Raw genomic sequence first — 14,691 nt, 5'->3', positions numbered from 1 at the left:
CGGGCAGCCGTTTGTTCCGTCTAGCGCCAATCGTGGAAACGATGCCTGACCGTGTAGCCGCTGCATTTCGATAAGTGCATAATGGAGATAGCTGGAAACGGAAAGGGTGTGCAGCATGGAAGAAAAATTCCATATCGAAGACAGCCGGCTTTTGACCAAGCTCAACGAAGCATACGGCATTAACATCAATAGCATCGACTTTATCCCGATGGGCGACTCGGCTTATTCGTACATTGTGCACGGCGGGGGCGGACAACGGTTTTACGCGAAGCTGTTCGATCTTCACAACGACCGGCAGCGGAAAAGCGCGCAGCGGCTGAGCCGATACTTGCCTTTAACCTGGCATCTGTATCATCGGAAACTATTTCAAAATCTCGCGTATCCGATCAAAACCCGGCACGGCGAATGGTATGCAACGTTTCATGAGGTTACGGTCGCACTGTTTAACTATATCGAAGGGGAGACGCTGGCTGACGCCTACCCTTTCTCGGACGATATTCTTAGGAGCATTGCCAAAACAACGGCAGCGATTCGCCGGACTACGCCTTATCTGGATCCCGCGTTGCTCGCGAAGGAAAGCTACGATATTTCTTTTCAATCCGACCTGGAGAGCTGCCTGTCGCTGCTTGAAAGCGCACAACGGTTCGACAACGAGAGCAAACAGTCTTTGCGGGAACTGGTGCTTCCGAAGAAGGAGCTTATTTTGAAGCTGCTGAAGCTCGTTCGTGAACTTCGCGGCAAAGCCGTATCGAGTCCCGCGGACATGGTGCTGTGCCACGGCGATCTGTGGGGCGGGAACATCATTCTCCGCGATAGCGAAATGTATGTCATCGACTGGGAAGCGGCGATTATCGCGCCGCCGGAGTTCGATTTATTCGGTTATATAGGAGCCGGCTTCGACGTTTTCTTGTCCGAATACGAGAACAAAGTCGGGCAACGCGTGACGATCGATTTTGACTTGATACGGTTTTACTGCTATCGTCGCCATCTTCGAAATTTAACCGACTGGCTTATGAACATTCTTTATCGCAACAAAGCAAAGGCGCAAGACGATAACGACCTGGAAATGATTGCATATCACTGCATGAACCGTTGGGACGGCATCGAACCGAACGTCGACATGGCCAAGGCTATAGCGAACAAACGCTGACCGGACCTCGGATTTTTCCTCCCTGCGCTGCGGACGGGCCGGTGGGATATTTTGCGGCTTGTCTGAATACATATAGCTTGAGAAGCAGGTTCACGATGACAGTGGGAGGGAAAGTCCGATGAGTCAGAAGACGTGGTATCAGATGACGGCGGAGGAAGCGCTCGACGCGCAACAGGTCGATCCGCGCTCCGGGCTTCCGTGGGAAGAGGCCCGCAGCCGCCAAGAGAGAAGCGGCCGCAACGAATTGTCCGAGGGAAAGAAAGTCTCTCCCGTTACGCTTTTTCTAGGCCAGTTCAAAGATTTCATGGTGCTCGTGCTGATGGGGGCCACGCTCATCTCCGGGCTGCTCGGCGAATATTTGGACGCCATCACGATCGTCGCGATCATTTTCATGAACGGCATTCTCGGCTTTATTCAAGAGTTCCGGGCCGAGCGCAGCCTGCGCGCGCTGAAGGAGCTGTCGGCGCCGAGCGCCAAAGTGCTGCGCGAAGGGGAGCTGCATCAGATCGTTGCCAGAGAGCTTGTCCCCGGCGACGTCGTCTTGCTGGAAAGCGGCGACCGCATTCCCGCCGATCTGCGCTTTATTGAAGCGAACGGCGTCTACGTCGAGGAATCGGCTTTGACGGGCGAGTCCGTGCCGGTGGCCAAGCATGTCGGCGCTTTGCCGGAAGGCGACGTGCCGCTCGGCGATCAGCGCAATCTCGGCTTCATGGGAACGATGGTGACGCAGGGGACGGCGCGCGGCGTCATTGTCCGCACCGGGATGGAAACGGAAATGGGGAAAATCGCCGACCTCATCCAGAACACGGATGCGATGCAGACTCCGCTGCAGCATCGCTTGGAGCAGCTCGGCAAAATTTTGATCGGCATCGCCATCGGCCTTACGATTATGGTCGTCGTTGCCGGGATTATGCACGGACAGCCGCCTTATGCGATGTTCCTGGCCGGCGTGTCGCTCGCTGTGGCCGCCATTCCCGAAGGGCTGCCGGCCATCGTCACGATCGCGCTTGCGCTCGGCGTGCAGCGGATGATCAAGCGCCGGGCGATCGTGCGCAAGCTGCCGTCCGTCGAAACGCTCGGCTGCGCCTCCGTCATTTGTTCGGACAAGACGGGGACGCTGACGCAAAATAAAATGACCGTCACCCACTTGTGGTCAAGCGGGCAAGTGCTGGAAGTGACGGGGGACGGCTACTCGCCGTACGGGACGATACATAAAGGCGGCGTGCAGCTCGACGTGCGCAAAGATCCGATGCTGTCGAGGCTGATGCAAGTGTCGGTGCTGTGCAACAACGCCAAGCTGCGCGAGGAAGAGGCCGAAAGCCGCAAGAAAAAAGGCAAGGAAGCGGCGGAGAAAGTGTGGAGCATCAGCGGCGATCCGACGGAGGGCGCGCTCGTCGTCCTTGGCGCCAAAGCCGGCTTTACGACGGAGGCGCTGCAAGATACGTATAAGCGGACGCACGAGTTTCCGTTCGACTCGGATCGCAAGCGGATGTCCGTCATCGTCTCGCACGCCGCAGGCCGCATGGTATGCACGAAGGGAGCGCCGGACGTGCTGCTGCAGCACTGCGCTTATGTGATGTGGGAAGGCAAAGTGATCCCGTTCACGGCGACGCTGAAGGCGAAAGTGATGGCGGCGAATGAAGGGATGGCCAAGGCGGCGTTGCGCGTCCTCGGCTTCGCATACCGCGATCTGAGGGCCGCCGACCGCAGCGACGGCTACGAGGATGTCGAGCAGCAGCTCGTTTTTGTAGGTCTCGCGGGGATGATCGACCCGCCGCGCCGGGAAGTGCGCGAGGCGATTTCCAAATGCCGCAAAGCCGGAATCAAGACGGTGATGATTACCGGCGACCACCAGACGACGGCGGAGGCTATCGCCAAAGAGCTCGGCATGCTGCCGTCCGGCGGGATCGTCGTGAACGGACAGCAGCTGGCGCTTATGGACGACGGCGAGCTGGAGAGCCGCGTCGACGATATTTACGTGTACGCGCGCGTGTCGCCGGAGCATAAGCTGCGCATCGTTAAGGCGCTGCAGCGGCAGGGCCACGTCGTGGCGATGACCGGCGACGGAGTCAACGACGCGCCGGCGATCAAAGCGGCGGACATCGGCATTGCGATGGGCATCTCCGGCACGGACGTGTCGAAGGAGGCGTCGGCGCTCATTCTGAGCGACGACAACTTCGCCACCATCGTCGCCGCCATCGAGGAAGGGCGCGGCATTTACGAAAACATCCGGAAGTTTATCCGCTATTTATTGGCTTCCAACGTCGGCGAAATATTGACGATGTTTTTCGCTATGATGGCGGGATTGCCTTTGCCGCTCCTGCCGATTCAGATTTTGTGGGTCAACCTCGTGACCGACGGATTGCCGGCCATGGCGCTCGGCGTCGATCAGGCGGAGAAAGATTTGATGACGCAAAAGCCGCGCCCGGCGAAAGAGAACATCTTCGCCCGCCGTCTCGGCTGGAAAATCGTCTCGCGGGGAGTGCTGATCGGCTTGTGCACGCTGGCTGCGTTCTGGATCGCGCTCGTGAACGATCCGCAAAATCCGGACAATCTGGCGCACGCGCAGAGCGTCGCCTTCGCCACGCTCGTCATGGCGCAGCTCATTCACGTATTCGACTGCCGCAGCTCGCGTTCGATTTTCCACCGCAACCCGCTGCAAAACTTGTATTTGGTGCTGGCCGTGCTTTCGTCGCTGGCGCTTATGCTTGCTGTTATGTACGTGCCGCAGCTGCAGCCGATTTTCAAAACGGTGCCGCTCGGCTGGAAAGATTGGATTATGGTGCTGATCGCCGCCGGCATTCCGACGTTCTTCATGGGCTTCGGCAGCGTCATGAGCCGGCCGCGCAAGCCGGAGCTGAAGTTCGGCACGGGAGCGAAAGCGAAGCCGAGTATGCGCTAAACGATAGCGTAGAGCCGCCTGCGGGCGGCTTTTCTTTATTTTTTATCGATAAAACGGTTTAAAAATACGGCTTATGCAAGACTAGGCATCTCATCCGTTTTGCGATATGATAGGGGCTAATAGAAAACTGCCGATCAGATGCAGCTTGGCGGGTTTCCGGCATTCCGCACCCGTCCAAAGCGCTGAAGAGGCGGCTCAGCGTCATGACGGCCGAATAGGCCGTGTACGCGCGTAGAACGCTGTTCCTGTTGCCAGGAATTAGCTGCCGGGAGAGAGAAAGCTATGAATTTCGTAAAATTGCACGGGCTGGGCAACGATTTCATCGTCGTGCGCGCCGAGCGGCTGCCTGACGATGCGGCGGCGCTCGCGGTGAAGCTATGCGGCCGCAACTTCGGGATCGGCGCCGACGGGCTCGTGTTCGTGCTTCCTTCCGCCAAGGCGGACTTTATGATGCGGATTATGAACGCCGACGGCTCCGAGGCCGAGCAATGCGGCAACGCCATTCGCTGCGTCGCCAAATACGTTTACGATCGGGGCTTGGTGGATACAAATAGAACAACGCTGACGATCGAGACGATCGGCGCCGGCGTGCAGCAGCTGCAAGTGAGCGCTGCGGACGGCAAAGTAACGGCTGTTCGCGTCGATATGGGCAAGCCGGTTCTGGACGGGCTGAAAGTGCCGACAACGGTCGACGCTTCGCCTGTGCTCAATTACCCGGTTGCAGCGGACGGACGCGAGTTCCGGTTCACGGCGGTCTCGATGGGCAACCCGCACTGCGTCATTTTCGTCGAGGATGCGGCGGCGTTCGATTTGCATGCATGGGGGCCGAAGCTGGAGACGCATTCGCTGTTCCCGCGCAAAACGAACGTCGAATTCGTCACGGTAAAAGCCCGGGATTACGCCGACATGCGCGTCTGGGAGCGGGGGCGGGGCCGACGCTGGCGTGCGGCACAGGGGCTTGCGCGACGCTGGTGGCGGGCGTGCTGAACGGCTTGATGGACCGCACGGCCACCGTCTCGCTCAAAGGCGGCGATTTGCTCATCGAATGGTGCGAGGCCGATGGCCACGTTTACATGACAGGCCCGGCGGAAGAAGTGTTCGAAGGCACGGTTACACTCGGTCAGGGGGTGGCCGGCCGATGACAAAACCGGATTTGCGCTCGGCGCTCGCTCAAGGCCGGCTCGTCGGCGACGGGGCGATGGGAACGTACTTGTACCAGATGGGTTTTCCCGTCGGCATTTCTTATGAAGAGCTGAATCTGCTGCAGCCCGACGTTATTCGCGGCGTGCATCGCCGCTACGTGGAAGCGGGAGCGCGGCTGATCGAGACGAACACGTTCTCCGCCAACCGCGAGAAGCTGTCGAAGTACGGGCTGGAAGGGGAAGTGGAAGCGATCAACCGCGCCGGCGTGAAGCTGGCGCGGGAAGCGGCGGGAGACGAGGCGTACGTCGTCGGCGCGATCGGTTCGATCCGCGCCGGCAAACGTAAAAACGTGCGCACTTCGCGAGTCGTTGAGGCGCTGCAGGAGCAAATCGCCGTACTGCTCGAAAGCGGAGTGGACGGCGTGCTGCTGGAGACGTTTTACGATCTGGAGGAGCTGATGCTCGCGCTGAAGCTGGTGCGCCGCGCCGGCGGCTTGCCGGTCATTTGCCAATTCGCCACGGACGGCACCGGCGCGACGCAGGACGGCGTGCCGCTGCACGAAGCTTTCGCGCGGCTGCAGGAAGCCGGTGCGGACGTGGTCGGCTTCAACTGCCGCAGCGGCCCGAACGGCATTTTGCGGGCGATGGAAAAGCTGGCGGTGCCGGACGGACTGTTTACGTCGGTGTTTCCGAATGCGGGCATGCCGGATTATGTGGACGGCAAGTACTCGTTCACCGCAGGTCCCGACTATTTCGGCGCCAGCGCGCGGCGCTTTGCGGACCTCGGCGTGCGCCTGATCGGCGGCTGCTGCGGCACGACGCCGGAGCACATCGCCGCGGTCGCTGCGGCGCTCCGCGGCTACGAGCCGGGCGGCGCGGGGCAGCAGCTTGCGCCGCAGCCGGCGGAAGCGGCCGCCGTGACCGTGCGGCCGCTCGCAGCCGCTCCCGCGGCCGGCACGGCGCGGCCGCAGGAGCCGTCGCTGCTCGACCTGGTCAAGCAGCGGCATACCGTTATCGTCGAGCTGGACCCGCCGCGCGACCTCAGCATCGACAAATTCATGGCAGGCGCCGCCGCCTTGAAAGAAGCGAAGGCGGACGCGCTGACGCTCGCCGACAACTCGATGGCGGTCACGCGCATGAGCAATTTGGCGCTGGGCTACCTCGTGCGCGAGCAAGTAGGGCTGCGGCCGCTCATTCATATCGCCTGCCGCGACCGCAATCTGATCGGCACCCAATCGCATATGATGGGGCTGCATGCGCTGGGCATCGACCATGTGCTGGCCGTTACCGGCGATCCGGCCAAGTTCGGCGACCTTCCGGGCTCGAGCTCTGTTTACGATTTGACGTCGTTTGAAATTATCCGCATGATCAAGCAGCTGAACGACGGCATCGCCTTCTCCGGCAAGCCGCTCAAGCAGCGCGCCCAGTTCGTCGTCGGCGCCGCGTTCAATCCGAACGTCAAGCATCTCGACAAGGCCATTCAGCGGCTGGAGCGCAAAATCGAGGCCGGCGCCGATTACATTATGACGCAGCCGGTCTACGACCCGGCGCTGATCGAGCGGATCGCCGAATCGACCAGCCACTTGGACGTCCCGGTGTTCATCGGCATTATGCCGCTCGCCAGCGGGCGCAATGCCGAGTATCTTCATAACGAGGTGCCCGGCATTCAGCTCTCGGACGAAGTTCGCGCCCGCATGGCCGGCCTGGAAGGGACGGAAGGGCGGCGGGTCGGTGTAGACATCGCCAAGGAGCTGCTGGACACGGCGATGCGGCATTTTCGCGGCATTTACTTGATCACCCCGTTCCTCGCCTACGAGATGAGCGTGGAGCTGGCCTTATACGTCAGGGAAAAGGCGAGCCGGGATTTCCACTTGTCCCCTCTTGCAAAATGAATTACAATAGGTAAATGGATGTGAAGCTCACATGATTCGGAGCATGACCGGGTACGGACAAGCGCAAGGGGAGCTTCCGGGTACCATCGTTCTGATCGACGTCAAATCGGTGAATCACCGCTTCCTGGAGACGGTCGTGCGGCTGCCTCGCGAGCTGCAAAGCTTGGAGGAGCCACTGCGCAAAACGGTTCAGCAAGCCGCCCGGCGCGGCCGTTTCGACGTGTTTGTCACGGTGGAGCGAAGCGCCGAAGGCGAAAGCGGCGTCGATATCGACTGGCCGCTCGTGCACGCATATGCCGGCGCCGCCCGCGAGCTTCGCGGCAAGCTGGGGCTCCAGGACGAGCTGACGCTGCAGCATCTGCTTCAATTGCCCGACGTCGTCCGGCTGCGAAACAGCGCGGCCGGCGACGAGGAAACGAGGCAGGTGCTGGTCGACGTGCTTGGGTCGGCGCTTGCCGCTTTGACGCGCATGCGGGAAGATGAGGGCATTCATTTGTGCGCGGATCTGTCGTCCCGGCTCGACGCCTTGGAAGCCGAGCGGCAAAAGGTGGCGAAGCTTGCGCCGGAAGCGGTGCACAGTTACGCCGCCAAGCTGAAGGAACGCATCCGCGAGCTGCTGCGGGGCGAGACAGGCATCGACGAACAGCGTATGGCCGGAGAAATCGCCCTTATGGCCGACCGGTCCAACGTGGACGAAGAGCTGACCCGGCTCGACAGCCACATTCGCCAGTTCCGCAAGCTGCTGCAATCGGCTGAAGCCGTCGGCAGAAAGCTCGATTTTCTCATTCAGGAAATGAACCGTGAAGTGAACACGATCGGCTCCAAATCGGCGCATACGGACATTACCGCATGCGTCATTGAGATGAAGGCCGAGCTCGAGAAAATGCGGGAACAAGTGCAAAACATCGAATAACTTGACTGGTTTCATGAGGAGGAGCTTTCAGGTGGCAATTAAACTCATTAACATTGGTTTTGGCAACATCGTGTCGGCCAACCGCATCATTTCCATCGTGAGTCCGGAATCGGCCCCGATCAAACGGATCATTCAGGAAGCGCGGGACCGGCACATGCTGATCGACGCCACCTACGGGCGCAGAACCCGGGCCGTAATCATTACGGATAGCGACCACGTCATCCTCTCGGCCGTACAGCCGGAAACCGTGGCGCATCGACTCTCGAGCAAGGACGATGATCATGACGAGTAATAAAGTCGCTGCCGGCGTTCGCACCAAAGGCATTCTGGTCGTCATTTCCGGCCCTTCCGGGGTCGGCAAAGGGACTGTCTGCTCGATGCTGCGGCAAACGGCGCCGGAGCTTGTATATTCCGTTTCCGCTACGACCCGCTCGCCCCGCGCCGGGGAGACGGAGGGTGTAAACTATTTTTTCAAGACTCGCGAGCAGTTCCAGCAGTTGATCGATAACGAAGAGATGCTGGAATGGGCCGAATACGTCGGCAACTTTTACGGCACTCCGCGCAAGTTCGTCGAAGAGACGTTGGAGTCCGGGAAGGACGTCATCCTCGAAATCGAGGTGCAGGGCGCGCTCAAGGTCAAGCAAAAATTCCCGGAAGGCATTTTCATCTTTCTGATGCCGCCGAGCCTAAGCGAGCTGCAAAAACGGCTCGTGACGCGCGGCACCGATTCCGAAGAGCTCATCAAGAGCCGCCTTTCCGTCGCCCGGGACGAAATCAAGCTGCTTGAGCATTATAATTATGCGGTAGTGAACGACCGGGTGGAGAGCGCCTGCGACAAAATCAGGGCGATCATTACGGCCGAGCATTGCCGCCGGGAACGGCTGTTTCCGAACATATCCGACTGGATTGCCGAGGTGAACTGACAACATGCTCTATCCTTCCATCGATAAATTGCTGGAGAAAGTGGACAGCAAGTATTCGCTCGTCGTCGCTGCGGCCAAGCGCGCCAGATCGCTGCGCGACGGTGCCAAGACGGAGCTGAAGCAAATCAAATCGCATAAGCAGGTAGGCGTCGCGCTCGAAGAAATGTACGGGGATCTTATTTCGTACGAGAAGCTGGAACCGGCGAGCGATAGCGGCAAGCAAGACGAGTAACAACCCTAGCGGTTGTTATTTTTTTCTATTCGGCATTTCGCCCGGACTGAGCAGGCCGATAAAAGAAAGGGGAGATATACGATGTCGTACTTGCAGGGAAAACGGATCGTGCTCGGCGTTTGCGGCGGCATCGCCGCTTATAAGGCGGCGGCGCTGTGCAGCAAGCTGACGCAGGCGGGGGCGGATGTGCGGGTCATTATGACGAAGTCGGCCACGCAGTTCGTTGCGCCGCTTACGTTCCAGACACTGTCGCGAAACCCGGTGCACGTCGATACGTTCGCGGAAAAAGACGCCTCGGTCGTCGCTCACATCGACCTCGCGGATCACGCCGATCTGTTCGTGATCGCTCCGGCGACGGCGAATTTGATCGGCAAGCTGGCGCTCGGACTCGGCGACGATATGCTGAGCACGACGCTGCTGGCGACGACCGCGCCGATCTTCGTCGCGCCGGCCATGAACGTACATATGTATGAGAATGCAGCTACCCAGCAAAACATGGCAACGCTGCGGAACCGGGGCGTGCGCTTCATCGAGCCCGGCGTCGGGCAGCTGGCGTGCGGTTACGTCGGCCGCGGGCGGCTGGAGGAGCCGGAGGCGATCATGGCTTACCTGGAAGCCTATGCCGCCGCTTCGCGGACGCTAGCCGGCCTGAACGTTCTTGTCACCGCCGGGGGCACTGTCGAACGCATCGATCCGGTCCGGTTTTTGACCAACGACTCCTCGGGGAGGATGGGCTTTGCCATCGCCGAAGCCGCGCAGCGCATGGGCGCGAACGTTACGCTGGTAGCCGGACGCGTGGGCGGCCCGCTTCCGGGCGGTGTCCGCGTCGTGCACGTCGGTTCCGCGCTGGACATGCTGGAGGCGGTGCTGGCGGAATATGAGCAAAGCGACATCGTGATCAAGGCGGCTGCTGTCGCCGACTACCGCCCGGCGGTGCAAGCGGAGCAAAAAATCAAAAAGACGGGCGAATCGCTCACGCTGGAGCTCGTGCGCAATCCGGACATTTTGCAGACGCTCGGCGAGCGCAAGACGCATCAGGTGCTGGTCGGGTTTGCGGCGGAGACGGAGCGTTTGGACGAACACGCCCAAGACAAGCTGCAGCGCAAAAATGCGACCTCGTCGTCGCCAACGACGTCTCGAAGCCCGGTTCGGGCTCGGCACGGAGACGAACGAGGTGCGCATTTCGATAAGAACGGCCTCGTGGCGGCGCTGCCCCTGCTTCATAAAAGCGAAGTGGCGGAGCACGTGCTGCGGCTTGCCGCCGGGCGGCTGCCGGAGGGCGGCCGGGCGGGCCGAAGCGGCGCAGGGGCGGAGAGAGACTGATGTATGCGAAAGTGATCGTCGACATTCCAGCGCGGCCGACGGACCGTCCGTTCGATTACGACGTGCCGCCGGAGCTGGCGGACTGCGTCGAGATCGGATCGCGCGTCGAGGTGCCGTTCGGTCCGCGCGTGCTGCACGGGTTTGTGGTCGGGCTCGCGGAACAGCCGCCGGAAGGGCTCGATCCCGGCAAGATGCGGGCGTTGCGCCGCGTCCTCGACCTCACGCCGCCGCTCACGCCTGAGCTGGTGCGGCTTGCCGCCTGGATGAGCGCGAAATATTTGTGCCCTGCCACCGCTGCGCTGCAGGTCATGGTACCGGCTGCGCTGAAAGCGAAATACGACCGCGTCGTCGTCCTGCGCGAAGACGTCTGGGCGCAGCGGCAGGCGAAGCAGGAGCAGGAGACGCTCGTGCCCGACCCGCTGCGGCTGGAGCTGGCCGAGTGGCTGCGCCGCAAAGGCGGCGCTACGGCCGAAGCGCTGCTTGAAAAGTTTCCCGGCAGCGCGCCGCAGCTGAAATCGATGCTGGACGAAGGCGTGCTGGAAGAAGTGCAGCGGGTGCAGGACCGAATGGCGGTGAAAACGGCGCTGACCGTATTCCCGCTCCTGCCCGAAGCGGAGCTGCGCGCCGCTATGGACGCCGTGCCGGCCCGGGCGCAAAAGCAGAAGGACGTGCTGGCGTTCCTGCTGGAAAACGGGCTCGAGCCGATCCGGCTGAGCGAGCTGACGCAGCGGCTTGACATTACGCCATCGGTTGTAAAAAGCGCAGCCGGCAAAGGCTGGATCGAACTGCGCGAAGTCGAAGTGCAGCGCGATCCTTACGCGAATCGCAGCTACAAGCGCACGGCGCCGCTGCCGCTCACCGCCGAGCAGCAGGCGGTATATGATACCATTAGCGGAGCGCTGGACGCCGGCCGTCACGAGGTGTTTTTGCTGCAAGGGGTAACCGGCAGCGGCAAAACCGAAGTATATTTGCAGACGATCAAGCGCTGCCTCGAACTAGACAAGGAAGCGATCGTGCTCGTACCGGAAATATCGCTGACGCCGCAAATGGTCGAGCGCTTCAAAGGCCGCTTCGGCGACGATGTCGCCGTGCTTCACAGCCGCTTGTCGCACGGCGAACGGTACGACGAATGGCGGCGCATCGCAAGGCGCGAGGTGCGCGTAGTTATCGGCGCCCGTTCGGCCGTTTTTGCCCCGTTCACGAAGCTTGGACTTATAATTATCGATGAAGAGCATGAGTCTTCGTACAAGCAGGAAGAAAGCCCGAAATATCACGCCCGCGACGTCGCCATCCGGCGCGCCGGGGAAGCGGGAGCGGCGGTTGTGCTCGGCTCGGCGACGCCGTCGCTGGAAAGCGTGTTCGCCGCGCTCCCGGACGGCGGTTCGCGCTTCAAGCTGCTCGAAATGCGGACGCGAGCCCTCGGCCGGCCGCTGCCGCCGGTGCGTGTCGTCGATATGCGGGCCGAGCTGAAGGGCGGCAACCGCTCGATGTTCAGCGTACCGCTGCATAAAGCGATTGCGGAACGGTTACACAAGAAAGAGCAGATCGTGCTGCTGCTCAACAGGCGCGGCTATGCGACGTTCGTCATGTGCCGCACGTGCGGCTACGTATCCGGCTGCCCACATTGCGACATCGCGCTGACGTACCATCAAAGCTCGCGCACGCTGCGCTGCCATTACTGCGGCTACGCCGAGCGGGAGCGGACGGCATGCCCGGACTGCGGAAGCGAGCATATCCGCCATTTCGGCACCGGCACGCAGCGCGTCGAGGAGGAGCTCGTCAAGCTGTTTCCCGGCATTCGCGTCATCCGCATGGACGTCGATACGACAACGGAAAAAGGCGCGCACGAAAAATGGCTGACGATGTTCGGCAATAAGCAGGCCGACGTGCTGCTCGGCACGCAGATGGTGGCGAAAGGGCTCGATTTCCCCGACGTGACGCTGGTTGGGGTGATCGCAGCCGATACGGTGCTCAATTTGCCCGATTTTCGCTCTGCGGAACGGACGTTCCAGCTGCTTACGCAAGTCGCCGGCCGGGCCGGGCGGCATGTGCTGCCGGGCGAAGTGATCGTGCAGACGTACACGCCCGAGCATTACAGCATCGCCGCCGCCGCAGGCCACGATTACGAGGCGTTCCTCGCCACGGAACTGGAGCATCGCCGGGCGAACGGCTATCCGCCCTATTCGCGGCTCATTAACATCACGCTCTCGCACGAGGAAGTGCCGAAGCTGCTCAGGCTGTCCGAGGCGCTGGCGCTCAAGCTGAAAGAGCTGGCGGCCGAAGCGCGGAATCGCGGGGAAGGCGGCGCCGCTTTTGAAGTGCTCGGACCGGTAGCGTCCCCGATCGCGCGGATCAAAGATAGATATCGGTTCCGCTGCATGGTAAAATATCGGGGAGACAGTGCGGCGAGCCGCATTGTCCGGCAGGCGGTCGACGCGTTCGCGGAACACGTCGCCAAGGAAAAGCTGCAAATCAGTGTCGATGTCGACCCGCAGCTGCTGATGTAGCTATCGGCGGCGATTCCATCATAGGTTAAGGCAGGTGTTCGCCATATGGCGATTCGGATGATCGTGAAAGACCCGGATCCGGTGCTGCGCGAAAAAGCGGTTCCGGTGCGGAATTTTAACGCCAATCTTCATAAACTGCTCGACGATATGGCCGAGACGATGTACGACGCGGAGGGGGTCGGTCTGGCCGCGCCGCAGGTCGGCATTTTGAAAAGAGTTATCGTCATGGATTGCGGCGAGGAGCATGGCGGGCTCATCGAGCTCGTCAATCCGCAAATCGTGGCGACCAGCGGCGAGCAGCTCGGAACGGAAGGGTGCCTCAGCATCCCGAATTTGCAAGGCGAGGTGCTCCGTCCGCTGCACGTTACCGTCAAAGGGCAGGACAGAAGCGGCAAAGAAGTGGTCATTAAAGGGACGGAGCTGCTGGCGCGCTGCATCATGCACGAGGTAGACCACTTGAACGGCGTCCTGTTCACCGATATTGCCAAGTCCGTGTACCGGACGGATGAAGGCGGAAGCAGCGTGAAGGCCGAGTGAGCAAAATCGTTTTCATGGGGACGCCGGAGTTCGCCGTCCCTTCGCTGCGCGTTCTGCTTGAGGAAGGGCACGAGGTGGCGGCCGTCGTCACCCAGCCGGACCGGCCGAAAGGCCGCAAGCGCGTGCTGACGCCGCCGCCGGTCAAAGAAGAGGCGCTGCGCCGCGGCATTCCGGTGTGGCAGCCGGAAAAGCTGCGCAAGTCCGATACGGTGCAGGCGATCCGGGATGTGCAGCCCGATCTGATCGTGACGGCGGCGTACGGCCAAATATTGCCGAAAGCGGTGCTGGAAGCGCCGCGTCTCGGCTGCATCAACATCCACGCCTCGCTGCTGCCGAAATACCGGGGCGGCGCGCCGATTCACTACGCGGTCATGAACGGCGACGCCGTTACCGGCGTAACGATCATGTATATGGCCGAAGGGCTCGACACGGGCGATATGATCGCCAAAGTCGAGGTGCCGATCGAAGACGAAGATACGACCGGCACGATGTTCGGCAAGCTCAGCGTTGCCGGAGCCGAGCTGCTGCGCCGCACGCTGCCGGCTTTGCTCGCCGGAGAAGCGCAGGCGGTGCCGCAGAACGACGCCGATGCCGTCTATTCGCCGAACATTAGGCGCGAGCAGGAGCTTGTCGACTGGAGCCGGGACGCGCGCGCGATTTGGAACCAGATCCGCGGCCTCAATCCGTTCCCGGGCGCCTATACGCTGTGGAACGGCGAGGTGCTGAAGCTGTGGGCGAGCGAAAAGCCTGCCGCAGCCGGCGCCGGTTCGGCTGCGGCCGGCGGAGCGGCGCCGGGCACCGTGCTGCGCGTCACGGAGCGCGGCGTCGAAGTGCAAACGGGCGGCGGCAGCTTGTGGCTGACGGAGCTGCAGCCGGCAGGCAAAAAGGCGATGTCGGCAGCCGATTTCCGCAACGGCGGCGGCATGGCGGCGGGGACGGTTTTGGGGACATAGTGCGATGCAAGGGAAGCACGCATAGGCGGACGGCAGCATTGCCTGGAGGCAAGCGGGCCGCTGCGCCTCGGCGCGGCTTCCTTGTTTGCGTTGCAGGGGCCATAAATGGGAATCCTGTACATAGCGTGCTGTAGTCGCCGCGTAAGTGAGTTGCTGCTAAGCAATGCATCTGCTGCAGTATGTAATGCTTATGCAGGCGGAATACGAGCATCAACGG

General features: G+C 61.3%; 10 protein-coding genes and 2 pseudogenes. All 12 read left to right on the top strand.

Annotated elements, in window-relative coordinates:
- The first annotated feature begins 115 nt into the window (after positions 1–115).
- On the top strand, positions 116–1,150 hold the full coding sequence (locus SD70_RS08895) for a phosphotransferase (RefSeq protein ID WP_041047235.1): 1,035 nt from the start codon (positions 116–118) through the stop codon (positions 1,148–1,150).
- A gap of 118 nt (positions 1,151–1,268) precedes the next feature.
- Positions 1,269–4,052, top strand: a complete 2,784-nt coding sequence (locus SD70_RS08890) for a calcium-translocating P-type ATPase, SERCA-type (RefSeq protein ID WP_041047234.1) — start codon at positions 1,269–1,271, stop codon at positions 4,050–4,052.
- A 282-nt stretch (positions 4,053–4,334) separates the two neighbouring features.
- Positions 4,335–5,194 (top strand): annotated as a pseudogene (dapF, locus tag SD70_RS08885) (diaminopimelate epimerase).
- Entirely contained in the window at positions 5,191–7,086 is a 1,896-nt protein-coding gene (locus SD70_RS08880) for a bifunctional homocysteine S-methyltransferase/methylenetetrahydrofolate reductase (protein ID WP_041047233.1), read from the top strand. The pseudogene dapF and the gene SD70_RS08880 overlap by 4 nt, the downstream one beginning before the upstream one ends.
- A 31-nt stretch (positions 7,087–7,117) precedes the next feature.
- Positions 7,118–7,999: a YicC/YloC family endoribonuclease gene (locus SD70_RS08875; RefSeq protein ID WP_041047232.1), complete on the top strand. Its 882-nt coding sequence runs from the start codon at positions 7,118–7,120 to the stop codon at positions 7,997–7,999.
- Between the two features lie 31 nt (positions 8,000–8,030).
- Positions 8,031–8,291 (top strand): extracellular matrix/biofilm regulator RemA, encoded by a 261-nt coding sequence (remA, locus tag SD70_RS08870; RefSeq protein WP_036707683.1) that lies wholly within the window; start codon positions 8,031–8,033, stop codon positions 8,289–8,291.
- Positions 8,281–8,922, top strand: a complete 642-nt coding sequence (gene gmk, locus SD70_RS08865) for a guanylate kinase (protein ID WP_041047231.1) — start codon at positions 8,281–8,283, stop codon at positions 8,920–8,922. The genes remA and gmk overlap by 11 nt, the downstream gene beginning before the upstream one ends.
- Before the next feature lie 4 nt (positions 8,923–8,926).
- Complete coding sequence (gene rpoZ / locus SD70_RS08860; protein ID WP_041047230.1) at positions 8,927–9,154, top strand: DNA-directed RNA polymerase subunit omega; 228 nt, start codon at positions 8,927–8,929, stop codon at positions 9,152–9,154.
- 81 nt (positions 9,155–9,235) lie between these two features.
- A pseudogene (gene coaBC / locus SD70_RS08855) lies at positions 9,236–10,477 on the top strand (bifunctional phosphopantothenoylcysteine decarboxylase/phosphopantothenate--cysteine ligase CoaBC).
- On the top strand, positions 10,477–12,984 hold the full coding sequence (gene priA / locus SD70_RS08850) for a primosomal protein N' (RefSeq protein ID WP_041047229.1): 2,508 nt from the start codon (positions 10,477–10,479) through the stop codon (positions 12,982–12,984). Before coaBC ends, priA begins: the two are co-directional and overlap by 1 nt.
- Positions 12,985–13,029: 45 nt before the next feature.
- On the top strand, positions 13,030–13,521 hold the full coding sequence (gene def, locus SD70_RS08845; protein WP_041047228.1) for a peptide deformylase: 492 nt from the start codon (positions 13,030–13,032) through the stop codon (positions 13,519–13,521).
- 14 nt (positions 13,522–13,535) lie between these two features.
- Positions 13,536–14,474, top strand: coding sequence for a methionyl-tRNA formyltransferase (gene fmt / locus SD70_RS08840; RefSeq protein ID WP_041047297.1), 939 nt, complete (start codon positions 13,536–13,538; stop codon positions 14,472–14,474).
- The last annotated feature ends 217 nt before the right edge of the window (positions 14,475–14,691 follow it).

Source organism: Gordoniibacillus kamchatkensis, from assembly GCF_000829455.1.
GTDB classification, from domain to species: Bacteria; Bacillota; Bacilli; order Paenibacillales; family NBRC-103111; genus Gordoniibacillus; species Gordoniibacillus kamchatkensis.
The sequence above is the reverse complement of the archived record's forward strand: the minus strand, read 5'-3'. Positions and strand labels throughout refer to the sequence as shown.